The following is a 20,417-nucleotide window of genomic DNA, read 5'->3' as shown; positions in this document are numbered from 1 at the left end:
TCTAGTTCAGTATCGGCAAGATATTCAGCCGTACTGTTTTAGTTTTCGCCGCGTACCTTCTTCAATTCGGCAAAGAGTTCATCGACCGTTTCTGCACCGATTTCGGCGGTAAACTTGTCGATGATCGGCTTTACCGCATCGCGCAGGCGCGTGGTTTCTTCCGGCGTAAGCTCGGTAACCTGCATGCCGGTCTTCTTGATCTCGTCCAGCGCCGTCGCATCCTGCTCGCGCGAAACCTTGCGCTGATAGTCCCGCGCCTCGACCGCCGCCTGTTCGATCACCGCTTTTTCCTCATCGTTGAGGCGATCCCAGAACTTCTTGCTGATCATGACGATCTGCGGATTATACTGGTGGCGGGTCAGCGTCAGATATTTCTGCACTTCATAGAATTTGGCATTGATGATGTTGGCATTGGGATTTTCCTGCCCATCCACCGTACCGGTTTCAAGCGCCGTATAAAGCTCGGTATAGGGCAGCGGCACCGCATTGGCGCCAAGTGCATTGAACAAGGCAACCGGAACCGGCGATTGCAGGGTGCGGATCTTCAGCCCGGCAATGTCCTCCAGCTTTGCGACCGGATGACGGTTGTTGGTCAGATTGCGGAAACCGAGTTCCCAATAGGCAAGCCCGATCAGACCCGTATCGGGCAGGCGTTTCATCAGATTGGTACCGAAGGGGCCATCCATGACCTTGTCGGCTTCCTCGCCGCTGTTGAACAGGAATGGCAAATCAACCGCTTCGAATGCCTTGACGGTGCTGGACAGGATGCCCGCATTCATCACCGTCATTTCCACGACGCCGCCCTGCAAGCCGGAAAGTGTCTGCGGATCGCTGCCCAGAACACCGCCGGGGAACAGTTTCACATTGATCTGCCCGCCGCTCTTTTCCTTCACCAGCTCGGCAAATTTCTCCATGCCCGTGACCTGCGGATGGCCCTTGCTGTTGGCGGCAGCAAACTTGATTGTCTGCGAACGGATTTCAGCCATGGCGTTGGTCGTCATCAGTGCCAGCGGCAGCACCACGCCCAGTGCCATTGTCTTCAGTATTTTCTTCATGTCTTCCTCCCACTCAAAAATTCTGTCTCTGTTTTTACGCATGTCTCCCGAAACCGGTTTCCACTTTCGGGAGACATGCTTTGATTTAATGGAACCAGTTCATCGGGACCGTCACCAGTTGCGGGAACAGCACCATCAGGAAAAGCACCACCAGCTGTGCAATCAGGAACGGCAGCACGCCCGTCATCACCTTCTCAAAGGGCAGGCGCGCGACGCCGCAAACCACATTCAGCACCGTGCCGACAGGCGGGGTGATGAGGCCGATGGAATTGTTGATGATGAACAGCACACCGAAATAGACCGGATCGATGCCCGCCTCCTTGATGATCGGCATCAGCACCGGCGTCAGGATCAGGATTGTCGGGGTCATGTCCATCGCCATGCCGACGAGAACAACCAAGAGCATGATGGCAAGCAGCAGCAGCGTCTGGTTATCCATCAAAGGCCGCACCAGTTCGGCCAGTTCACCCGGCACATCGGCAACCGTAATCATCCAGGCCGAAACGCTGGCGCTGGCAACGAGGAACATCACCACGGCGGTCGTCTTCGCCGCATCGACCATTGCTGGATAGAGCCTTGAAAGCGGTAATTCCCGATAGATCACGGTTGCGACGAACAGCGAATAGACAGCGGCAACCACGCCCGCTTCCGTCGGCGTGAACACACCGAAGCGAAGGCCGACAATGATGATGACCGGCAGCATCAAGGCCCAGATACTGTCGAGGAAAGCCCGCATCCGTGCACCGGGTTCGGCCTTTTTCGGCAGTTCGAACTGTTCGCGACGCGCAAGGATGAACCAGGTCACGCACAGCGCGACGGCAATCATCAGGCCGGGGAAAATCCCCGCCAGAAACAGCTTGGTGATCGAAACGCCGCCGACCACGCCAAACAGGATGAAACCGATGGATGGCGGGATGATCGGTGCGATGATCGATGCCGAGGCGATCAGCCCGGCGGCGCGACCCGGCTCGTGTCCGGCATTGCGCATCATGGGAAACAGCAATGCGCCGAGCGCTGCCGCATCGGCGACCGCCGAACCCGAAAGGCTTGCAATCACACAGGCTGCAAAGATCGCGACGAAACCGAGACCGCCGCGCACATGCCCCACCATGACCAGCGCCAGATTGACGATGCGGCGCGAAAGGCCGCCCGCATTCATGATTTCCCCGGCAAGCAGGAAAAAGGGAACGGCCATCAGCGGAAAACTGTCGGCGCCGTTCAGCACGTTCTGCGCCACGATCTGGGCGTCGAACAGATCCATATACATCATCAGCGCCGCACCGCTGATGATGAGCGCAAAGGCAACCGGGACGCCGAGCGCCATTGGAACCAGAAGGGCGGCGAGAAAGATGAGCAAGGTCATGGTCGGCGCGCCCTATTTACGATCTTCGTCGGTCGGGACGGGCGTGACATGCTCCTCGCTGTCCGTCACGAAATGCGTTTTGGCAACGTCGATCCGCCCGGTTGCGATGCCAAAGCCGTTCCACGCAATGATCAGGAGTGCAGGGACGGCAAAGGCCAGTCCTGCGCCGTAAAACCAGCCCATCGACATACCCGTCGCCGGGGCCAGAGTCGGAATATTGATAAGCGTCTGCGTCCAGCTTCCCGAAAGAACGAGCCATGTCGCGCCAAACATCATGATATGGCCAGCGACCAGCGCAATGCGCGCGCCCGCAGGTGACAGGCGGCGCACCAGAGAATCCACGCCCAGATGCGCATGGTCGCGCATGGCAACCACTGCGCCAAGAAAGGTGAGCCAGATGAAGAACATGCGCGACAGCTCTTCCGAAACGGTTATGCCCTGATTGAAGGCATAGCGCAGCACCACATTGCCGAACACGAGCACCACCATGCAGCCCAGAAGGCAGGCAATGGCGAACCGCGCCGCGGTAAAATAGAAATCGACTAGACCTTTCACGGTTCCTCCTCCCGGCCTCCTCGGCGCATCGCTTGCAGACTGCTGCCCCTTTTCGGGTTTCGGGTGAAAGCAACGCAGCATCACTGGCAGGATGCGCCGTGCATCCGAGGTGAAACTTCGCTTTCTCCACAGTCCTTGACCGTTTCCGGGCCGACCATCACAATGAAAGGCGCGTCAGAAAACCATTCCGGCTCCCCGCAGTGCCTCATCGCGAGCTGCAATCCGTGCCTCCTCAGTCCATCCCACTTCAGAACTGAATCGCATCGGTCGGCTGCGCCACCCCCCTAAAATGTACTAACTGGTTAGGAAGTCAATCGCTTCTGTTCAAACAGGCGCATGAAAGGCTTTCATTCCATCAATATCAGGAATGTTCCATCTGGTTCAAAATCGCTGATTTCTGTGCGGAGTGCAGGCTATTGGAGAAAATCAGCCGCCGTTCACCAGCGCCAGAACAAGCTGCTGGACATTGCCGCCATTGCCCATCTCGACCTTGTCGAAGGCGCGGCCCTGAGCACGCTGGACGTCCACCATATCGGTGATTTCCTTGATGAGCACCTTGCGGATTTTCTGGCATTTCGGGTCGTTTGGAACCGACAGGCCAACGGTCCGGCGCACGATCTCGCGTGTCATGTCCTTGGCATGGTCGCCATGCACAAGCTCGTGCTTGCGGATGCCTTCGGAGAAAGTTTCCCAGTGTTCTTTCACCGGGGAATTGAGCTTCTGCGAGGGCTTCGGCAGCGTATAGGTGATCTTCAGCTTCGGCGTGGCGGACAGGATCGTGCAGGCATTGTTGGAGCGGTCGAACTTCCGGTCCCAGGTCAGCACATAGCTGGTATGGGCGATGACGCGGGTTTTGCCGCCGCCGATCTTCGGGCCACGCTCGCCGATGGATTCATAAAGTTCGGGACCGGTTTTCCCGGCTATGGCGTAGGTCTTGATTTCCTCGACGGCTTTCCAATTGTCTTCTGCCAGTGCAGGTGCCGCCACCAGAATTCCAAGGAATGCGAATGCTGCCGCTTTTTTCACGCTTGCCCCGATCCATCGATTTGCCCGGATGATTTGCGGGCAAGCTACAATATCAGCGGGCGATGCGTAAGCGGCTTTCCAGCAAAAAGCCCGCCCCGGTTTCCCGAGGCGAGCTTTTTAGATCATATATTGATCTTACTTTTCGATGGTACGATTCCAGCGGCTGTTGAGCTGCTGGCGACCTTCATTGACGGCATCCCAGTCGAGCGTATTGGCTGTTTTCATGTAACCGTTGAAAGCGTCGAGCTTGGCTTGCGCATCGGGCGTACCGGCCTTCGCCTTCTGGTTCGACGGAATGAGGTTGCCATGGTCGAGCGCCTTGCTCTGTGCATCGGCGGAAAGCAGATAGTGAGCAAGCTTCTGGCTCAGTTCCGGTTCGTTATTGCCTGCAAGCACGCATTCGGTCACGGCGAGGACGACAGAGCCTTCCTTTGGCTGTGCATATTCAACCGGAATTCCCTTGGCCTTCAGGTTGTTGACGCCCGTCGGCGTCAGCGGGAAGATCGCTGCCTCGCCGGTCTGCACCATTTCCGAAATCTTGGCCGATGACGGAATGTATTCCAGAACGTTCTTGCCGATTGTGTCCGGGAATTTTTCGAAGCCCGGCTCGAGGTTCTTTTCATCACCGCCCTGAATGCGGTTGAACATCAGGAAGGCATGGAGGCCGAAAGTCGAAGCGGAAGCCGACTGGAACACCACGGCGTTCGCATATTTTTCGTCGGCAAAGTCCATCCACGAGGTCGGTGCTGCCCAGCCCTTTTCGTCGAAAAGCTTCTTGTTATAGGCAATGCCGGTCATGCCCATATCGATGCCGATGGCCATGTCGTCCTTGAGGCGTGCGGCAGGCTGAATGTCAGCCAGAACCGGATCATCCGAAATCTTCTGGCACAGGCCGGAACTGATCGCGCGCACCATGACGCCGTCGTCGAGCAGCATGACATGCATCTGCGGATTGTCTTTCTGCGCGGTTGCCTTGGCGAGAATATCCGCCGAAGTGCCCGGCACGACAACGACCTTCACGTCATTGGCCTTTTCGAATTCCGGCAGAACGTGCTCGGTATAGGCCTTCTCCATATTGCCGCCATTCATGCCGATATAGAGCGTCTTGGTTTCAGCCGATGCGGCGGAAGCAAAGGCGACCGACAGGCCGAGCGCCAACAGGGCGGACTTGGTGATGGCCTTGTTAGTGAATTGAGTTTTCATGCTACTCCCCTTTGTGGTTTGAGTTTTTATCGAACCGGTCGATGCGGAATGCATCGATCGGTGTTTCCGTCTCGCCTTTAACGGCGAGATCGCAAAGAACGGCACCCACAGCCGGACCGGTCTGGAAACCGGCGCCGCAAAATCCGAAGGCGTGAAAGAGGTTTTTGACCCGGCTGCTTGGCCCGATCACCGGATTGTCGTCCGGCATTTCCGATTCAGTGCCAGACCAGAAACGGATAACCTGGGCGTTTTTCAGATGCGGAAAAAGTTCGATGGCGCGCAGCATCACCGATGAAGCCGCATTGACCGAAGGCCGTGAAAAATCCGGGTTTTCAAGCGGCGTGCCGCGTCCGCCACCCATAACATAATTGCCGCGCGTGACCTGACGGCCGTAGAAGCCGCCGCCCTCTTCGCCAAGGCTCATCGGCAGGCGAAACGGCATTGGCTCGGTTACAACCATCGACGGATAGATACGCTGGAGCGGCACCGGCTCGCCAAATGAAGCCGCAAACTGATCCGACCATGCACCGGCACAATTGAACAAGAGACGCGAGCGGATTTCGATACCGTTTCCCGCCAAAATGGCAAAACCATCGCCGGTTTCACGCGCTTCGATGACCGGGGTGTTTTCCAGTACAGTGGCCCCCGCTGCCAGTGCAGCGCGGGCAAAGGCAGGTGAAACCAGACGCGGATTGGCATGTCCATCTTCCGCACAAAGCGAAGCACCCGCGACGTTGCCCGGAAGCCATGGGAAACGCTCTCGCACGGCATTGCCACCGATCAGCTCGACATCGAGCCCAAGCGGCTGAACTGTAGCCGCATAGGCTTCAAGCTTCGCAAAATGCGCTTCCGTGCGGGCAAGCTTCAAATGGCCGCTGCGGATATATTCGCCATCGATGCCGATCAGTTCCGGCAGACGCGCCCACAATGCGTGCGAACGCTGTGCGAGCGGCAGCTGTTCCGGCGCCCGACCCTGCCTGCGAACGCCACCGTAATTCACGCCGCTTGCCTGCGCCCCGCAAAAGCCCTTGTCGAGCAGAATGACCGACAACCCGGCCTGACGCATGAAAAGCGCCGCCGAACCGCCAACAATCCCGCCGCCAATAATGACCACATCGGCCTGAAGATGCTTTGTCATGACGAAGCGCCTTCTCTGGCCGGGGCGCCAAACCCAAGCGGGATCGGCTTGACTGGTGCCTGGGCGCGGATGCGGCCCGCTTCTTCGGGCGCCTTGTCCTGCATCGACGCCAGAAGTTCTGCGGCGGCAGCGGTACACATGCGCCCCTGACAACGCCCCATCCCCACACGGGTAAGCGCCTTGAGCCGGTTGATCTCGCGCACATCACCCTTGCCGATAACCGTCTTGGCATCACGCACCGCGATTTCTTCGCAACGGCAAAGCGTGACATCGCCTGCGATTGTATCGAACCAGTCGCGCGGGAACGGGAAAGCTTTTTCGACGATCAGGCGCTCGCGATAGATATGATCGAGCTTTGCGAGAAGGCCGCGTTCGGTGCCTTCGTCAAACGGCAGGCCCCTGTCGCGCAGCAAGGCCATCGCGGCCAATGACCCACGAATTTCAGCAGCATCCGCACCCGCAATGCCCGCGCCATCGCCCGCCACGTAAACACCTTCGCGGCTTGAACGGCCGAGCTTGTCGGCAGCAGGAAGCCATGCGCGGTCACGTTCTTCAAAGCGGAATTCGCAACCGGCGAGATCGGCAAGCTGGGTTTCAGGACGCAGCGCAAAACCATAGGCCAGCGCATCGCATTCAACCTCGCGAACATGCTTGCCCGTGCGATAGCGAATGGCTTCGACATGGCCCTCGCCCAGAACTTCATCTGGTCGCACATTATAGTGGATCGGCACGCCACCAAGCTTCAGTCGCAGGCCGTAATAAGCGCCGAGAGCGACAATGCGCGGTGCATAAAGCGCCAGATGTGCCAGATGAAACTTTGAAGCGAAGGGCGCTGTGTCCAGCACGGCTGCAACCTTCGCACCGGCATGATGATATTGCCAGGCGACCAGATAAAGCAGCGGCCCCGAACCCATGAACACCACGCGTTCGCCAACCGTGCAGCCTTGCGCCTTGAGTGCGGTCTGTGATGCACCAAGCGTATAGACGCCGGGCTTGGTCCAGCCTTTGAACGGCAGAACCCGATCAGTCGCACCCGTCGCCAGAATGAGATGGCTGTAAGGCAGCTGGCTATGCACACCCTTGGTCAGGAGATCGAGACGATCACTCTCACCGCGCGTGATATTCCAGACCAGTGTTTCCGGACGATAGTCGATTACGCTACGCAACGCGTCGAATGTCTTGTGCAGCGCTTCGGCCTTATGCGCTTCCGACCCGTAACGGTTGCGATAGCTGCGCCCGTCATCGAGCGGCGGGCGACGATAGATCTGACCACCGGAACGAAAACCTTCGTCGAGTACGATAGGCTTGAGACCCGCCTTGACCAGCGTTTCGGCGGCGCGAATGCCCGCAGGACCAGCGCCCACAATAACCGGATTGGGAACCGCACTCATATGGCAGGCTCCGTCACAAAGGCCATGCCGTCTTCCAGAAGCGTGGTGCAGGCGCGGAGCTTGTGGCCCTCAGCCGTCATGACGTGGCAATCCTGACATGCGCCGATCAGGCAGAAGCCCGCCCGCGGTTCGCCGGTAAATTCGGTATGACGCAGCTTTCCCTGCACGGAGAGAATGGCGGTCAACACGGTATCGCCACGGCGTCCCTCGAAGGAAACGCCGTCAAGCGCGAAGCTGATCGGCTGCTCAGTCAGCCGATACCGTCTGCGGAACTGAGCCGCTGAAGGGGAAACCGGGATCGTCATGATCTGCCTGCTCAGCCCTTGCCCACCAGCAGCCGGTCGAGGCCGAACATGCGATCGATGATAATCATGGTCACGGTGGCGACGAGGATCATCAGGGCCGAAACCGCTGCCATCATCGGGTCGATGGATTCGCTGGCATACATATACATGCGGACCGGCAGCGTGACCGTGGACGGCGAGGTCACGAAGATCGACATGGTGAGTTCGTCGAACGAATTGATGAAGGCAAGCAGCCAGCCGCCCGACAGACCCGGCACAAGCAATGGCAAGGTGACGCGACGGAACACGGTCCATTCACCGGCGCCCAGCGTGCGCGCCGCGTTTTCCGCATTGCGATCCATGCTGCCAAGCGAAGCAAGGATAAGGCGCAGTGCATAGGGCGTGACGACAATCGAATGTGCCGCAACCAGCCAGACGAAGGAGCCGGTAAAGCCCATCAGCGAGAACAGACGCAGGAACGCCACACCCAACACCAGATGCGGGATGATGAGCGGCGACAGGAAAAGCGCGTTCAACGCATCGCGACCACGGAAATTATACTGCGCAATCGCGAGCCCCGATGGCACGGCCAGAAGCGTCGAAATGGATGCCGAGAAGAAGGCGAGCTGCACACTGTTATAGAACGAGGTCATGAAATCATTGTGCGCAAACACGGCAGCGAACCAGCGCAGTGAAAGGCCGTTCCACGGCATTGTCAGCGTGTTTTCCGGCGTGAAGGCCACCAGACACACCACAACCATCGGCGCCAGCATGAAGATGACGATCAGCGTGTGGAAGAAAAGAGCGAAAGGACCGTTCTTTGTCATGGCGGTTACCCCAGCTTCTTTCTCGCTTGCCCTTCGAGCATGCGATTATAGGCAATCATGATCACGAGATTGGCGACCAGAACGATGATGGCGATGGCAGCACCCAGCGGCCAGTTCAGCTCGATCAGGAACTCGTCATAGACAACCGTTGCCGCCATCTTGAGACGACGCCCACCAAGCAGGCCCGGAATGGCAAAGGAGCTGGCCGAAAGCGCAAACACGATGAGGCTGCCCGACAGGATGCCAAGCACTGCCTGCGGAAACACCACACGGCGAAGTGCTGTCAGGCGCGATGCGCCGAGCGTCAGCGCTGCGGCTTCCACCGACGGATCGAGCTTTTGCAGCACGGTCCAGACCGGGATCACCATGAATGGCAGCATGATATGCACCAGACCGATGACGATGGCTGTCTCGCTGTAGAGGATTTGCGTCGTCGGCAGGCCCACCATGTCGAGCGCGCTGTTCACGAGGCCATTGCGCCCCAGCAACATGCTCCAGCCAAATGTGCGGACCACGACCGAAACCAGAAGCGGGCCGATGATGACCAAAAGGAAGATCGAGCGCCATGGCTTGCGCATATTGGAAAGAATATAGGCCTCGGGCACACCGATCAGCACCGTGATGACGGTTGTGATCAGCGCCAGCTTGAGCGTGCGCCAGAAGATCGAGAGGTAATAGGGGTCTTTGAGAACCTGCGTATAATTGGCAAGCGTGTAGACGTTCTCGATGCCTTTGTCATAGCTGTAGCTGTTGAATGAAAGCAGCACGGTGAGACCGAGCGGCAACAGCACCAGCGCGAAGAACAGAAGCGTCGACGGCCCGACCAGAAAGAGCGGCGTCAGATCGCGCTGCCCTTTGGGCGCGGCGGATGTATCCTGTGAGGTGACGGCCGACATGTTCAGTTCACCCCTGCGGTGAGGATACGGCAATCCTCATGGTTCCAGCTGAGGCCGACCGATGTGCCTTCCGATGGCGGTGGGTTGCCAAGATTGGGCAGGGCCACCGAAAGCTGGCCCGCAGGCGTGGTCACGCCGAGCAGCCACTGCGCACCCATGAAGTAGCGCGTCGTCACTTCACCGGCGACATGCCCCTCACCCGCTGCAACGAGCTGCACCTTTTCAGGACGGATGAAGACAGAAAGCTCGCCGGAAACCTGTTTGCCATTTGCAGGGAAGCGGATTGTCGTTTCGGCCAGCGCGATCATATCGCCTTCAGCGCGCGCCTTCAGGAAGTTCGACTTGCCGACGAAGTTGGAAATGAAGTGGTTATGCGGATGCTCGTAGAGCTTGTAGGGCGCATCGACCTGCGTGATGACGCCCTTTTCCATAACCACGATGCGATCGCTGATCGAAAGCGCTTCGGCCTGATCATGCGTCACCATGATGGTGGTAATGCCGACAGTACGCTGGATGCGACGCAGCTCGAACTGCATTTCTTCACGCAGCTGCGCATCGAGATTGGACAGCGGCTCGTCGAGCAGCAAGACCGGCGGATTGATGACCAGCGCACGGGCAATGGCCACACGCTGGCGCTGACCGCCCGACATTTCACGCGGATAACGATCGGCAAGTGCGCTGAGATGCACCAGTTCCAGCACGTCGCGAACGCGCTTTTCGCGCTCTGCCTTTGGCACCTTGCGCATTTCAAGACCAAAGCTCACATTCTGCGCCACCGTCATATGCGGGAAGAGTGCATAGCTCTGGAAAACGACGCCCAGTTCACGCTTGGCCGGGGCAAGGCGCGTGATTTCACGTCCGTCAAGCGTGATGGAACCTGCCGTCGGCGTCACCAGCCCGGCGATCATCTGCAAGGTCGTGGTCTTGCCGCAGCCGGAAGGACCGAGAAGCGAAATGAACTCGCCCTTTTCAATCGCCAAGTTGAAATTGCCGACAGCCGCGAACTTGCCGTAGTGGCGGGAAATTCCGGAAAGGGTCAAAAAGCTCATTGCATCTCCCTCTCGGCCCAATCTCCCCCTGAATGACAGGGAGCAGAAACGCCGTGATATTGTCTCACGTCGCCTCTTCATCGGGGCTGGCTGGCGGGAGCGGCTTGATCGCGCATTTTCTGCGCTGACCGGACCTTGGGTCTTTTGAACGCGTGATTATCCAGCCGCTAACGCAGCCGCAGCGTTCCCCATTGCGTCAAGTTAAAACCGCCGACCCGCTTACAGCATTGGTTGCAATACCTTGCCGGACCTTCCCATTGGCGACGGTTCCAGTTGGCGGAAAATCCCGCAGGAATGCAAATTATAATTTCCATATCCGGAAGAAATTATATATTTCTTTCAAAATACAGAATTTGGAAGCAATCTTATGGATGATATATCTGAGAATCCGAAATCCGGCGCCGCACTTAACTCAAGTTTGGTGAAGGCAATCCATATTTTGAAAGGTCTGGCATCCAGCACCGAGGATGGCGTGCGGCTGATCGATCTGGCGCGGGACCTCGAACTCAGCCAGCCATCGACCCATCGCCTGCTGAAGACGCTGATTGCGGAAAATCTTGTCGAACAGCTTCCCGACAAGAAGGCCTATCGCCTGTCGCTGGAGTTTTTCGCGATGGCAGCGCAGGCGCGCCAGCGCGACGGCATATTGAGCATTGCGCGCCCGTCACTGCTGCGGCTTTCGACCACGTTCAACGATACGGTCTTCCTGCTGGTGCGCAGCAACTTCGATGCGGTCTGCCTCGACCGCGTGGAAGGCCCGTTTCCGATCCGCTCCTTTACCGGCGACATTGGCGGCAAAGTGCCGCTCGGCATCGGTCAGGGCAGCCTCGCCATCCTCTCCTTCCTGCCTGAAGAAGAGCGAGAGGCGATCATACGCTTCAACATGCCCCGCATTCTGGACAAATCGTCAGTGGACGAGGTCGACCTGCGCATCATGATCGAGGAAGTGCGCAAGAGCGGTGCGGCAACCTTCAACTTCAACATGATCGACGGTATGGCGGGTCTCGGCGTACCAATTTTGAACGGCGACGGTGAAGCCGTGGCAGCGCTCAGCATCGGCACGCTTGCCGCGCGCCTCACCGAAAAGCGCCAGCAGACGGTGACGGAACTGCTGCGCAAGGAAGCGGCAATCATCTCGCAAAAGCTCAATCCATTCGACCCGACACTGCGGCATCCAAATCAGGCTTTATTGAAATAATCGAAAGCTTTAGCCCCGTTGCGCGCAACAGACTTGCTTTGTCCACAGCGGGCAAAAAGTTTGGCGATTGACTCACACACGCCGTCAGCGTTTGATCGCTGTCAGGTGTGGGGGTTCTGTGGGCGGAGGCAAATTATCCAAAGCAGAAAATCCATCTCTATAACGCTACAGTATTGGAGTTCTGTTGTGATCAAATCCACCAGACGGGGAATAATCCACCTTGCCTTTGCTCTCGCCGCATCGACGGCGATGGGCACGTTTGCCACCACGGCAGCACAGGCTCAGGACAAGATCCTGCTCATCATCAATGGCGCGCTCGGCGACAAGTCGTTCTTCGACAGCGCTGCCAAGGGCATGAAGATGATCAAGGACAAGTATGGCGACGACGTCGAGACCAAGATTCTCGAAATCGGCGACGATCCGACCAAATGGGAGCCGGTGTTCCTCGATGCGTCCGAGCAGGACTGGGACCTGATCATCGGCGGCACCTACCAGATGTCGGAAACCGTCGGTTCCGTTGCCCAGCAATATCCCGACAAGAAATACATCCTCTATGATGCGAGCGTGCCTTATGAAGAAGGCGGCTACGACAATGTCTATTCCATCCAGTACAAGCAGAACGAAGGTTCTTATCTCGGCGGCATGCTGGCAGCTTCGCTCCTGAAGGAAGGCAAGCTCGGCGATACCGGCAAGAATCTCGGCTTCCTCGGCGGCATGGACATTCCGGTCATCAACGATTTCCTCGTCGGCTACATTGCCGGTGCGCAGTCCGTGATGCCTGATGCCAAGATCGCGATTTCCTATGCCGGTTCCTTCATGGATGCCGCAAAGGGCAAGGAGCTTGGCCTCGCGCAGTATCGTTCCGACGTGTCGCTCGGCTTCGTCGTCGCCTCGCAGACCGGCCTCGGCCAGCTTTCCGCTGCCAAGGAAACCGGCAAATATGTTCTGGGCGTCGATTCCGATCAGGAAGCGATCTTCAAGGACAGCGATCCGGCCATTGCCAAGCAGGTCGTCAGCTCCGTTCTGAAGAATGTCGATGTCAGCCTTCTGCAAGCTTATGAACGTTTCAAGGCAGGCGACCTGCCGTTCGGCAAGGCGGAAGCGCTTGGCCTCAAGGAAGGCGCTGTCGGCATCGTGCAGGACGGCAACATGGCTTCCATGGCCACGCAGGAAATGAAGGATGCCATCAAGAAGGCTTCCGACGAGATTTCCGAAGGCAAGATCACGGTTCCGACCGCATTCGGCATGAGCACCGAGGATCTTAACGCGATCCGCAACAAGGTTCGTCCCTGATCGTGGAAAATCCAGCTGAAAATATTGAAGGCGGCGATGCTATCGTCGCCTTCCGCCCAATCGTCGCCTTCCGCGATGTGAGCAAGGTCTATCCGAACGGCACGCAAGCGCTTCGCGACGTGTCTTTTTCGATCCGCGCAGGCTCCATCCACGCCATTTGCGGCGAGAACGGTGCGGGCAAATCCACGCTCATGAAAATCCTGTTCGGCATCGAAAATGCCACGGCAGGCGAAATCATCGTCGATGGACAGCACATTGCGTCCTGGTCGCCGGAAGATGCTGCGGCACAAGGCATTGGCATGGTGCACCAGCATTTCTCGCTCGTGCCGACCCTGACGGTTACCGAAAACATCATTCTCGGCCATGAGCCGGTGAAGGCCGGGCTGATCGACCGTGTGAGCGCGCGCAAAATGGTCGAAGCGCTGATGCAGCAATATGATCTGCACGCTGACCCCGAAGCGATCACGGGCGTGCTTTCCGTCGCCGCCCAGCAGAAGGTTGAAATCCTGAAAGCGCTGGCGCGCCGCACGAGGCTCCTGATCCTCGACGAGCCGACCGCTGTTCTCTCTCCGCCGGAGATCGAGGAGCTGATGCGCAAGCTGAAGGCGCTGCGCGACGAAGGCATTACCATCCTCTTCATTTCCCACAAGCTGAACGAAGTGCGCGAGCTGGCTGAAAGCGTGACCGTATTGCGTGCAGGCGCGGTTGCGGGCACGGAAAAGCTTGCCGACGTGCCGGACGATGCCATCATGCAGATGGTGATGGGCCATGCGGTCGACATTCCGCAACGCGCCCACAAGCACGGCACAATGAAAACCGTTCTCGACATGAGGAATGTCACGACAAAAGCAGCCGACCCGGCAGACCGCATCAAGGATGTGAACCTGACCGTCGGTGCAGGCGAGATCGTCGGCGTCGCCGGTGTCGATGGCAGCGGCCAACGCGGCCTCGTATCGGTGCTTTCCGGCCTTGCCGAAGCGGCCAGCGGCACGATCAGCCTCAACGGTGAGGATATGCTGCGCGCCGACACGGCAAGCTGGCGCAGACAAGGTCTCGCTCATCTGCCAGCCGACCGCTTTTCGCAAGGTGGCGCACCCGGCCTGTCTCTCGCCGAAAACGCGATCGCCGGAACTGGATCGATTACCGCCGACAAGCAGATCTTCTGGGGGCCGTTCCTGCGCTGGAATGCGATCAAGGCCCGTGTCAGCGGAATGATAAAGCAATATTCGGTGCGCGCAGGCGCAATCACCGAACGGCTCGATTCCCTTTCCGGCGGCAATGCGCAAAAGCTCATCGCCGCGCGCGAACTTGCCACCAATCCGAAATTCCTGATCGCCGACCAGCCAACACGCGGCATCGACGTTTCGGCGGCAGCCTTCCTGCACCGCCGCATCGACGAAGTGGCGCAAGGCGGCTGCGCCGTGCTGCTGGTCAGCGCCGATCTCGATGAATTGCTGCGCCTGAGCGACCGAATCGTCGTTCTCTTCAACGGACGTATCGTTGCCGTTCTGGAAAACGGACCAGACATCACACCGGCTGTCCTTGGACCTTATATGCTGGGGACACGAGCATGATCCCAAAAAGTGTAACGCGGTTTTTGGATGAGATCATGCTCAAGCAGAGAGTTGCAGCGTAATGCGCAGACTGATTTCCTATCTCATTCCATTCTTCCTGACCGTGCTTGTCATCGCCGTCATCATGGCGGTGCTTCTGGTGCCGCTGGCGCTGATGCAGGACAATCCCACCGGGGTTCTCAAGACGTTTTTCCTCGGACCATTCGGCAGCATTCGCCATATGGGCAATGTGGTGGAAGCGGCAACGCCGATCATGCTGACCGGCCTTGCGATCACCATCATGTTCCGCTCCGGCCTGTTCAATCTCGGCGCGGAAAGCGGCTTCTTCCTCGGCGCGCTCGGCGCTGTGGCGGGCGCTGTTCTGCTCCCTTCGCTCGGCTGGTTCTCGCTGCCGGTCGCCATTTTGTGCGGTGCGGTTGCGGGCAGTTTCGCCTGCACCATCCCGGCAGCGCTGCGGCTGCGTTTCGGCGCATCGGAAATGGTGACGTCGCTCGTCCTGAACTACGCCTTCCTGTTTCTCGGCCTGTTCGTCCTCAACTATGTCATCCGCGACCCGGCTGCGGGCGGGATGATGTCGCTCAGGATTCCGCCGGATGCCAAGCTTGACCGCCTGCTCGCCGGTACGCGTCTCAACAGCGGTTCGATCATTGCCATTCTGGCCTGTATCGCTGGCGGCATCTGGCTTTACTGGACGCGCTCGGGCCTCAATATCCGTATCGCAGGCTCCAGTCCTGGCTTTGCCAATCATCTTGGCCTGCCGCTCAAGGGCATCATCATGCGTGCCCAGATTGTCGGCGGACTGGTGGCGGGCATGGCCGGTGCGCTGGAAGTGCTCGGCCTTCATGCCCGCTTTGCCTGGCTCGATCTGCCCGGCTATGGCTGGACCGGCCTCGTCGTCGCCATTCTGGCGCGCGAAAATCCGTTCCTGCTTATTCCGTCCGCACTTTTCCTTGGCTTCGTGCAGATTGGCGGCGATCTTCTGGCCCGCAACATGAACATCCCGACCGAAGTGGTGGGGCTTGTGACCGCCGCCATCATGGTGGGCGCGACGGCAAGCGTCATTCACAATCATCCGACCGTATTGCGGCTCATCCGCAACCTTCGCAATCGCGAAGGAGAACAAGCGGTAGTGCAGGCCGGAGTACAACCATGAGCATGGTTCTCGCACAAATTCTCGATCCATCCTTCATCGGCACCATCCTGCGCGTGGCAACACCATTGTTGCTGGCGGCACTTGGCGTGATGATTTCCGATCGCGCAGGCGTTCTCAATATCGGCATGGAAGGCATGATGCTGTCGGCGGCGCTCATTGCCGTTCTGGCCAGTGCGGCTACCGGAAGCCCGGCTATTGGCCTGCTGGCAGCGCTCATCACAGGTGCAGCTCTTGGCTGGCTGATGTCGCTTTCGGTCAACCGGCTGGGCACTGACCTTATCATGACCGGCATTGCACTCAACATCGCGGCTGCAGCGGCAACGACGCTCGGGCTTTTTCTTGCTACGGGCGACAAGGGCATGTCGGGCGCGTTGAAAAGCGGTGCTCTGCCAAGCCTTCCCGTGCCTTTCATCGGCAATATCCACATATTGACCTTCGCCGCCCTTCTCGCCGTCCCGGCGGTCAGCCTCCTGATGATGCGCACGCGCTTCGGCCTGCATCTGCGCGCCACCGGCGTTGATCCGAAATCGGCACGCGCCGCCGGTATCCATACGGGCCGGGTACAGATGATGGCGCTTGTCCTGTCCGGTCTCTTCGGCGGTGCAGCCGGTGCCTATCTGTCGCTCGGCTATGTCACCTGGTTCGCCCAGAACATGACTGCGGGTCGCGGTTTCATCGCCATTGCGGCGGAAGTCATGGGACAGGGAACCGCATGGGGCACGCTTGTGGCAAGCCTGGTTCTTGCGGCGGCTGAATCTTTCGCCATCACGCTTCAGAGCCTCGGACTGCCGTTCGAACTGATGCAGATGATCCCTTATCTCGTCCCGGTCGTCGTGCTGACGATCCACGCGGCGCGCCGTCAGCGGCGCGCAAAGCAACTGAAAAACTCCTGAAATGCATAAAAATGAGAATGAAATGAAAGCTTGGGAATTGACCCGCGATCTGCTGCGCGACACCAAACCGGTGGTGCGCACAGCGGAAGAACAGACCTGGGATGCAAGCGCCGTCATGAAGGCGCAGGACGATCTCATGGCCATGTTCTGGAAAAGCAATGTGCCGGGATCGGCAGCACCTGAATGCCTGATGGCCGGTGCGCTGCAATCGCTGGAAAACAAGGGCTTCGTTCTTGCTCCCTATGAGGAGCTTCTTCGCGACGGGCTGACCGCACTTGAACGCGGCGATTTTGAAACGCTGTATCGCATCGACATGCGCCTGCGTGTCCTCATGCGCGCTGCACGGCCCGATCCGGACCATCCGTCGCAAAAGACGGTGCGCTATGGGTCGTGGGACGAATTCGACGCTGCCGTTCAATGGCCTGACGATGTGCTCTATGCCGTCCAGTCCGATGATTTCCGCGACCGCACCGCTGCCGCCTGGATGGCGCAGCTCGTGGGCGCTGCGGCTGGCACGGCGCTCGAAGGCTACACGGCGGAAAACATCGCCGAGGTCTTCGGACCGATCCGCGATTATGTGCGCGAGCCAAACACCTATAATGACGACATCACTTTCGAGATCGCATTTCTCGAAGCCTTCGGCGACAAGGGGTCTGCTGTGACCAGCGCCGACATTGCCGAGCGCTGGACGTCGCTGATCCCGCTTGGCTGGTCGGCGGAGGCAATCGCGCTTTCCAATATGCGGCGCGGCCTCACCGCGCCTGAAACCGGCACGTCCGACAATCCGTTCGACGAATGGATCGGTGCACAAATGCGCGGCACTATCTGCGGCATGGTTGTACCGGGTCGCGCCCGCGAAGCCGCCCGCCTCGCATGGATGGACGCGGAAATCTCCCATGCCGGAAACGGTATTTTGGGCGAAGTCTTCAATGCTGTCATGGCGGCGCGCGCCTTTGCGGTCAGCGACACGCGCGAATTGCTGGTCTCGACAGCGGCGCTTTTCTCAACCGACACCGAATATGGCGCGGTTCTGGCCTTCGCGCTCGACGCCTGCCGTTCTGCCGGCAACTGGCAGGACGCATGGGCGAAATGCGATGTGGAATATGCCGAATATAACTGGATTCACGTCTATCCGAATGCAGCCGCACAGGTAATTGCGCTCTGGTTCGGCGAAGGCGATTTCGACCGCACGCTCGAAATCGTCTGCGGCATTGGCCACGACGTCGACTGCAATGCCGCGCAGATTCTGAGCATGATCGCCATCCAGCGCGGGTCCGCCATCATCGCCGAACGATGGTCGAAGCCGCTGCTGGCCGACGACATCGTCACCTATATGCGCCGCCCGGCGAAAATCTCCTTTGACGCGCTTGTCGACCAGACGGTCAGTGCCGCGCGCAACGCTCTCTAAATCCCCTCATCAGGAAACCATCATGGCCCGTAAAATCATTATCGATACCGATCCCGGTCAGGACGATGCAGTCGCCATTCTTCTGGCCTTGGCAAGCCCGGAACTCGACATTCTCGGCATCACCGCAGTGGCAGGCAACGGCCCACTGGCGCGCACCGAAATCAACGCCCGCACAATCTGTGAAGTGGCCAAAAAGCCGGAAACCAAGGTTTTTGCAGGCTCCATCCGTCCTCTGGTACGCCCGCTTGTGACGGCTGAAAACGTCCACGGCAAGACCGGTCTCGACGGTTACGACCTGCCCAAGCCGACCATGCCGCTGCAGGCGCAGCACGGCGTCGATTTCATCATCGAAACGCTGATGAAAGAGGAGCCGGGCACCGTCACGCTTTGCCCGCTCGGACCGCTGACCAACATCGCATCCGCACTGATCCGCGAGCCGAAGATTGCTGAGCGCGTCAAGGAAATCGTGCTGATGGGCGGCGGCTATTTCGAGGGCGGCAACATCACACCGTCGGCGGAATTCAACATCTATGTTGATCCGCACGCCGCTGCGGTCGTGTTCAAATCCGGCATCAAGATCACCATGATGCCGCTCGATGTGACACACAAGGTTCTGACCACCGAAAAGCGCATCGCCGCCATTCGCGGCATCGGCACCCATGTTGGCGAAGTAGTCGCCGCATGGCTCGAATTCTTCGAGCGCTATGACGAAGCCAAGTACGGCACCGACGGCGGCCCGCTGCATGACCCGAACGTCATCGCCTATCTCATCAAGCCGGAACTCTATTCCGGACGCGAGTGCAATGTGGAAATCGAAATCAATTCGGAACTGACGATCGGCGAAACGGTCGTCGACTGGTGGGAAGTGACCGACCGTCCGAAGAACGCGCTCTTCATCAAGGATGTGGATGCAGACGGCTTCTTCAGCCTGCTGACCGAACGTCTCGCAACGCTCTGATTTTTTCTGAGCATGATCCCGAAAACCGGAAGTTCACTTTTCGGGATCATGCCATAAACCACATTTTTGCCACAAAAAAGCCGCGAGCACCTTATTCTCGCGGCTTCTTCGCCATGTTTGACAAGAGGTTTTTGCGCAGTTTTCTGCTCAAAATGAGCGAAACTGGCGCAAAATGCCCCGAGTTTTCATTCGGCCTTAATTTGCAGAAGTGCCGCCACTTCCCCGGCGGTCGGTGCAGCCGCTCCCGCGCCCGCTCTTGTGACTGCAATCGCACCCGCTGCCGAGCCATACCGCACGCAATCATGCAAGGGTTGGCCCTGCGAGAAAGCGACCGCAAAACCGCCGTTGAAACTGTCACCGGCGGCAACCGTATCCACCACCTTGACCTTGAACGGCGCGAAGTGTTTCACCTCGTCTGCCGTCACCAGCAATGCGCCACGGCTTCCAAGCTTGACGATGACCGTCTTCGGCCCGCGCTCCAGAAGATTGCGCGCGGCAGCTTCCGCCGAAGCAAGATCGGTCGGCTCGATACCGGTAATTTCAGCAGCTTCTGTTTCGTTGGGAGAGATGATGTCGCTCAATGAAATCAGGTCCGCCATGCGGCTTGCATCGCCGACCGGTGCCGGGTCAAGCAAAACACTGCCGCCAGCCGCACGCGCGGCTTTTGCCACGGCAAGATTGGCTTCATGCGGAACTTCGCGTTGCAACAGCGTAATCTTCGCCCTGGCAATATCGGCAGTATAGGCATTGACGTCGGCAGCCGACCAGTGCGCATTGGCTCCGGCACAAACAGCAATCGTGTTCTGTCCGGCTTCCTCAACCTGAATGATCGCCATGCCCGTATCGACACCGTCAATCACGCGCACGCTTCCGGTGTTGAGGCCAAATTCCTGCATCTGCTTCAAGGCCAGCTCGCCGAAGGCATCGTTGCCGACAGCACCGACGAAGCGGACATCACCGCCCATCTTGGCGACCGCAACCGCCTGATTGGCACCCTTGCCACCGAGGCCGATACCATAGCCCGATGCATTCACGGTCTGCCCCGGACGCGGCAGCGCGGCCATCCGGGCGCTGACATCCACATTCACACTGCCGAAAATAAAAATCTTCAACGGTTTTCTCCATCGCTTTGCTGCCGCACCATAGCTGCGCC

Annotated in this window: 19 protein-coding genes; 7 read left to right on the top strand and 12 right to left on the bottom strand. The window is 58.7% G+C overall.

The window, feature by feature from the left end:
* Positions 1–38: 38 nt before the first annotated feature.
* From OHI65_RS04345 to OHI65_RS04295, 11 genes are all read right to left on the bottom strand, one after another.
* Complete coding sequence (locus tag OHI65_RS04345; RefSeq protein ID WP_125301090.1) at positions 39–1,055, bottom strand: TRAP transporter substrate-binding protein; 1,017 nt, start codon at positions 1,053–1,055, stop codon at positions 39–41.
* Positions 1,056–1,140: 85 nt separating this feature from the next.
* Positions 1,141–2,418, bottom strand: coding sequence for a TRAP transporter large permease subunit (locus OHI65_RS04340; RefSeq protein WP_125301091.1), 1,278 nt, complete (start codon positions 2,416–2,418; stop codon positions 1,141–1,143).
* A 12-nt stretch (positions 2,419–2,430) separates the two neighbouring features.
* The gene (locus tag OHI65_RS04335) at positions 2,431–2,973 is read right to left on the bottom strand and encodes a TRAP transporter small permease (protein ID WP_125301092.1); all 543 of its coding nucleotides are present in this window, start codon (positions 2,971–2,973) and stop codon (positions 2,431–2,433) included.
* Positions 2,974–3,399: 426 nt separating this feature from the next.
* Positions 3,400–3,999, bottom strand: coding sequence for a DUF922 domain-containing Zn-dependent protease (locus tag OHI65_RS04330; protein WP_125301093.1), 600 nt, complete (start codon positions 3,997–3,999; stop codon positions 3,400–3,402).
* A 135-nt stretch (positions 4,000–4,134) separates the two neighbouring features.
* A complete protein-coding gene (locus OHI65_RS04325; protein WP_012093698.1) occupies positions 4,135–5,202 on the bottom strand; it encodes an ABC transporter substrate-binding protein in 1,068 nt (355 codons plus the stop codon).
* Between the two features lies 1 nt (position 5,203).
* Positions 5,204–6,340 (bottom strand): NAD(P)/FAD-dependent oxidoreductase, encoded by a 1,137-nt coding sequence (locus OHI65_RS04320; protein ID WP_029928677.1) that lies wholly within the window; start codon positions 6,338–6,340, stop codon positions 5,204–5,206.
* Positions 6,337–7,731, bottom strand: a complete 1,395-nt coding sequence (locus OHI65_RS04315) for an NAD(P)/FAD-dependent oxidoreductase (RefSeq protein WP_125301094.1) — start codon at positions 7,729–7,731, stop codon at positions 6,337–6,339. Before OHI65_RS04315 ends, OHI65_RS04320 begins: the two co-directional genes overlap by 4 nt.
* Entirely contained in the window at positions 7,728–8,036 is a 309-nt protein-coding gene (locus OHI65_RS04310) for a (2Fe-2S)-binding protein (RefSeq protein WP_012093701.1), read from the bottom strand. The genes OHI65_RS04315 and OHI65_RS04310 overlap by 4 nt, the downstream gene beginning before the upstream one ends.
* Positions 8,037–8,047: 11 nt before the next feature.
* Positions 8,048–8,842: an ABC transporter permease gene (locus OHI65_RS04305; RefSeq protein ID WP_010660556.1), complete on the bottom strand. Its 795-nt coding sequence runs from the start codon at positions 8,840–8,842 to the stop codon at positions 8,048–8,050.
* 5 nt (positions 8,843–8,847) lie between these two features.
* On the bottom strand, positions 8,848–9,738 hold the full coding sequence (locus tag OHI65_RS04300) for an ABC transporter permease (protein WP_125301095.1): 891 nt from the start codon (positions 9,736–9,738) through the stop codon (positions 8,848–8,850).
* 2 nt (positions 9,739–9,740) lie between these two features.
* Positions 9,741–10,787 (bottom strand): ABC transporter ATP-binding protein, encoded by a 1,047-nt coding sequence (locus tag OHI65_RS04295; protein WP_125301096.1) that lies wholly within the window; start codon positions 10,785–10,787, stop codon positions 9,741–9,743.
* A 367-nt stretch (positions 10,788–11,154) separates the two neighbouring features.
* Between OHI65_RS04295 and OHI65_RS04290 the strand changes: the two genes are divergently transcribed.
* The 7 genes from OHI65_RS04290 (at position 11,155) to OHI65_RS04260 (ending at position 19,264) form a co-directional block, all read left to right on the top strand.
* On the top strand, positions 11,155–11,985 hold the full coding sequence (locus OHI65_RS04290; protein ID WP_010660553.1) for an IclR family transcriptional regulator: 831 nt from the start codon (positions 11,155–11,157) through the stop codon (positions 11,983–11,985).
* Between the two features lie 186 nt (positions 11,986–12,171).
* Positions 12,172–13,278: a BMP family ABC transporter substrate-binding protein gene (locus tag OHI65_RS04285; RefSeq protein WP_010660552.1), complete on the top strand. Its 1,107-nt coding sequence runs from the start codon at positions 12,172–12,174 to the stop codon at positions 13,276–13,278.
* Positions 13,279–13,280: 2 nt separating this feature from the next.
* A complete protein-coding gene (locus OHI65_RS04280) occupies positions 13,281–14,852 on the top strand; it encodes an ABC transporter ATP-binding protein (RefSeq protein ID WP_125301097.1) in 1,572 nt (523 codons plus the stop codon).
* Positions 14,853–14,913: 61 nt separating this feature from the next.
* The gene (locus OHI65_RS04275) at positions 14,914–16,005 is read left to right on the top strand and encodes an ABC transporter permease (RefSeq protein ID WP_094515460.1); all 1,092 of its coding nucleotides are present in this window, start codon (positions 14,914–14,916) and stop codon (positions 16,003–16,005) included.
* Positions 16,002–16,898 carry an ABC transporter permease gene (locus OHI65_RS04270; protein WP_029928663.1) on the top strand — a complete coding sequence of 299 codons (897 nt, stop codon included), beginning with the start codon at positions 16,002–16,004 and terminating at the stop codon, positions 16,896–16,898. The genes OHI65_RS04275 and OHI65_RS04270 overlap by 4 nt, the downstream gene beginning before the upstream one ends.
* 22 nt (positions 16,899–16,920) lie before the next feature.
* Entirely contained in the window at positions 16,921–18,306 is a 1,386-nt protein-coding gene (locus tag OHI65_RS04265; RefSeq protein WP_235824422.1) for an ADP-ribosylglycohydrolase family protein, read from the top strand.
* 22 nt (positions 18,307–18,328) lie between these two features.
* Entirely contained in the window at positions 18,329–19,264 is a 936-nt protein-coding gene (locus tag OHI65_RS04260; RefSeq protein WP_012093709.1) for a nucleoside hydrolase, read from the top strand.
* 185 nt (positions 19,265–19,449) lie between these two features.
* Here OHI65_RS04260 and rbsK read toward each other — a convergent pair whose 3' ends face one another.
* On the bottom strand, positions 19,450–20,328 hold the full coding sequence (rbsK, locus tag OHI65_RS04255; protein ID WP_235823044.1) for a ribokinase: 879 nt from the start codon (positions 20,326–20,328) through the stop codon (positions 19,450–19,452).
* Positions 20,329–20,417 lie beyond the last annotated feature (89 nt).

It is taken from the genome of Brucella sp. MAB-22 (assembly GCF_025908475.1).
Taxonomy (GTDB): Bacteria; Pseudomonadota; Alphaproteobacteria; order Rhizobiales; family Rhizobiaceae; genus Brucella; species Brucella anthropi.
Note: the sequence above shows the minus strand (reverse complement) of the source record. Positions and strands in the feature narration are given on the sequence as shown.

Excerpts from the sequence above, each read along its gene's own strand:
- OHI65_RS04305 (WP_010660556.1), bottom strand. The coding sequence starts at position 8,842 with ATGACAAAGAACGGTCCTTTCGCTCTTTTCTTCCACACGCTGATCGTC.
- rbsK (WP_235823044.1), bottom strand. The coding sequence starts at position 20,328 with ATGGCCGCGCTGCCGCGTCCGGGGCAGACCGTGAATGCATCGGGCTAT.
- OHI65_RS04265 (WP_235824422.1), top strand. The coding sequence starts at position 16,921 with ATGAAAGCTTGGGAATTGACCCGCGATCTGCTGCGCGACACCAAACCG.
- OHI65_RS04340 (WP_125301091.1), bottom strand. The coding sequence starts at position 2,418 with ATGACCTTGCTCATCTTTCTCGCCGCCCTTCTGGTTCCAATGGCGCTC.
- OHI65_RS04260 (WP_012093709.1), top strand. The coding sequence starts at position 18,329 with ATGGCCCGTAAAATCATTATCGATACCGATCCCGGTCAGGACGATGCA.
- OHI65_RS04345 (WP_125301090.1), bottom strand. The coding sequence starts at position 1,055 with ATGAAGAAAATACTGAAGACAATGGCACTGGGCGTGGTGCTGCCGCTG.
- OHI65_RS04270 (WP_029928663.1), top strand. The coding sequence starts at position 16,002 with ATGAGCATGGTTCTCGCACAAATTCTCGATCCATCCTTCATCGGCACC.
- OHI65_RS04315 (WP_125301094.1), bottom strand. The coding sequence starts at position 7,731 with ATGAGTGCGGTTCCCAATCCGGTTATTGTGGGCGCTGGTCCTGCGGGC.
- OHI65_RS04290 (WP_010660553.1), top strand. The coding sequence starts at position 11,155 with ATGGATGATATATCTGAGAATCCGAAATCCGGCGCCGCACTTAACTCA.
- OHI65_RS04300 (WP_125301095.1), bottom strand. The coding sequence starts at position 9,738 with ATGTCGGCCGTCACCTCACAGGATACATCCGCCGCGCCCAAAGGGCAG.
- OHI65_RS04325 (WP_012093698.1), bottom strand. The coding sequence starts at position 5,202 with ATGAAAACTCAATTCACTAACAAGGCCATCACCAAGTCCGCCCTGTTG.
- OHI65_RS04275 (WP_094515460.1), top strand. The coding sequence starts at position 14,914 with ATGCGCAGACTGATTTCCTATCTCATTCCATTCTTCCTGACCGTGCTT.
- OHI65_RS04295 (WP_125301096.1), bottom strand. The coding sequence starts at position 10,787 with ATGAGCTTTTTGACCCTTTCCGGAATTTCCCGCCACTACGGCAAGTTC.
- OHI65_RS04320 (WP_029928677.1), bottom strand. The coding sequence starts at position 6,340 with ATGACAAAGCATCTTCAGGCCGATGTGGTCATTATTGGCGGCGGGATT.
- OHI65_RS04310 (WP_012093701.1), bottom strand. The coding sequence starts at position 8,036 with ATGACGATCCCGGTTTCCCCTTCAGCGGCTCAGTTCCGCAGACGGTAT.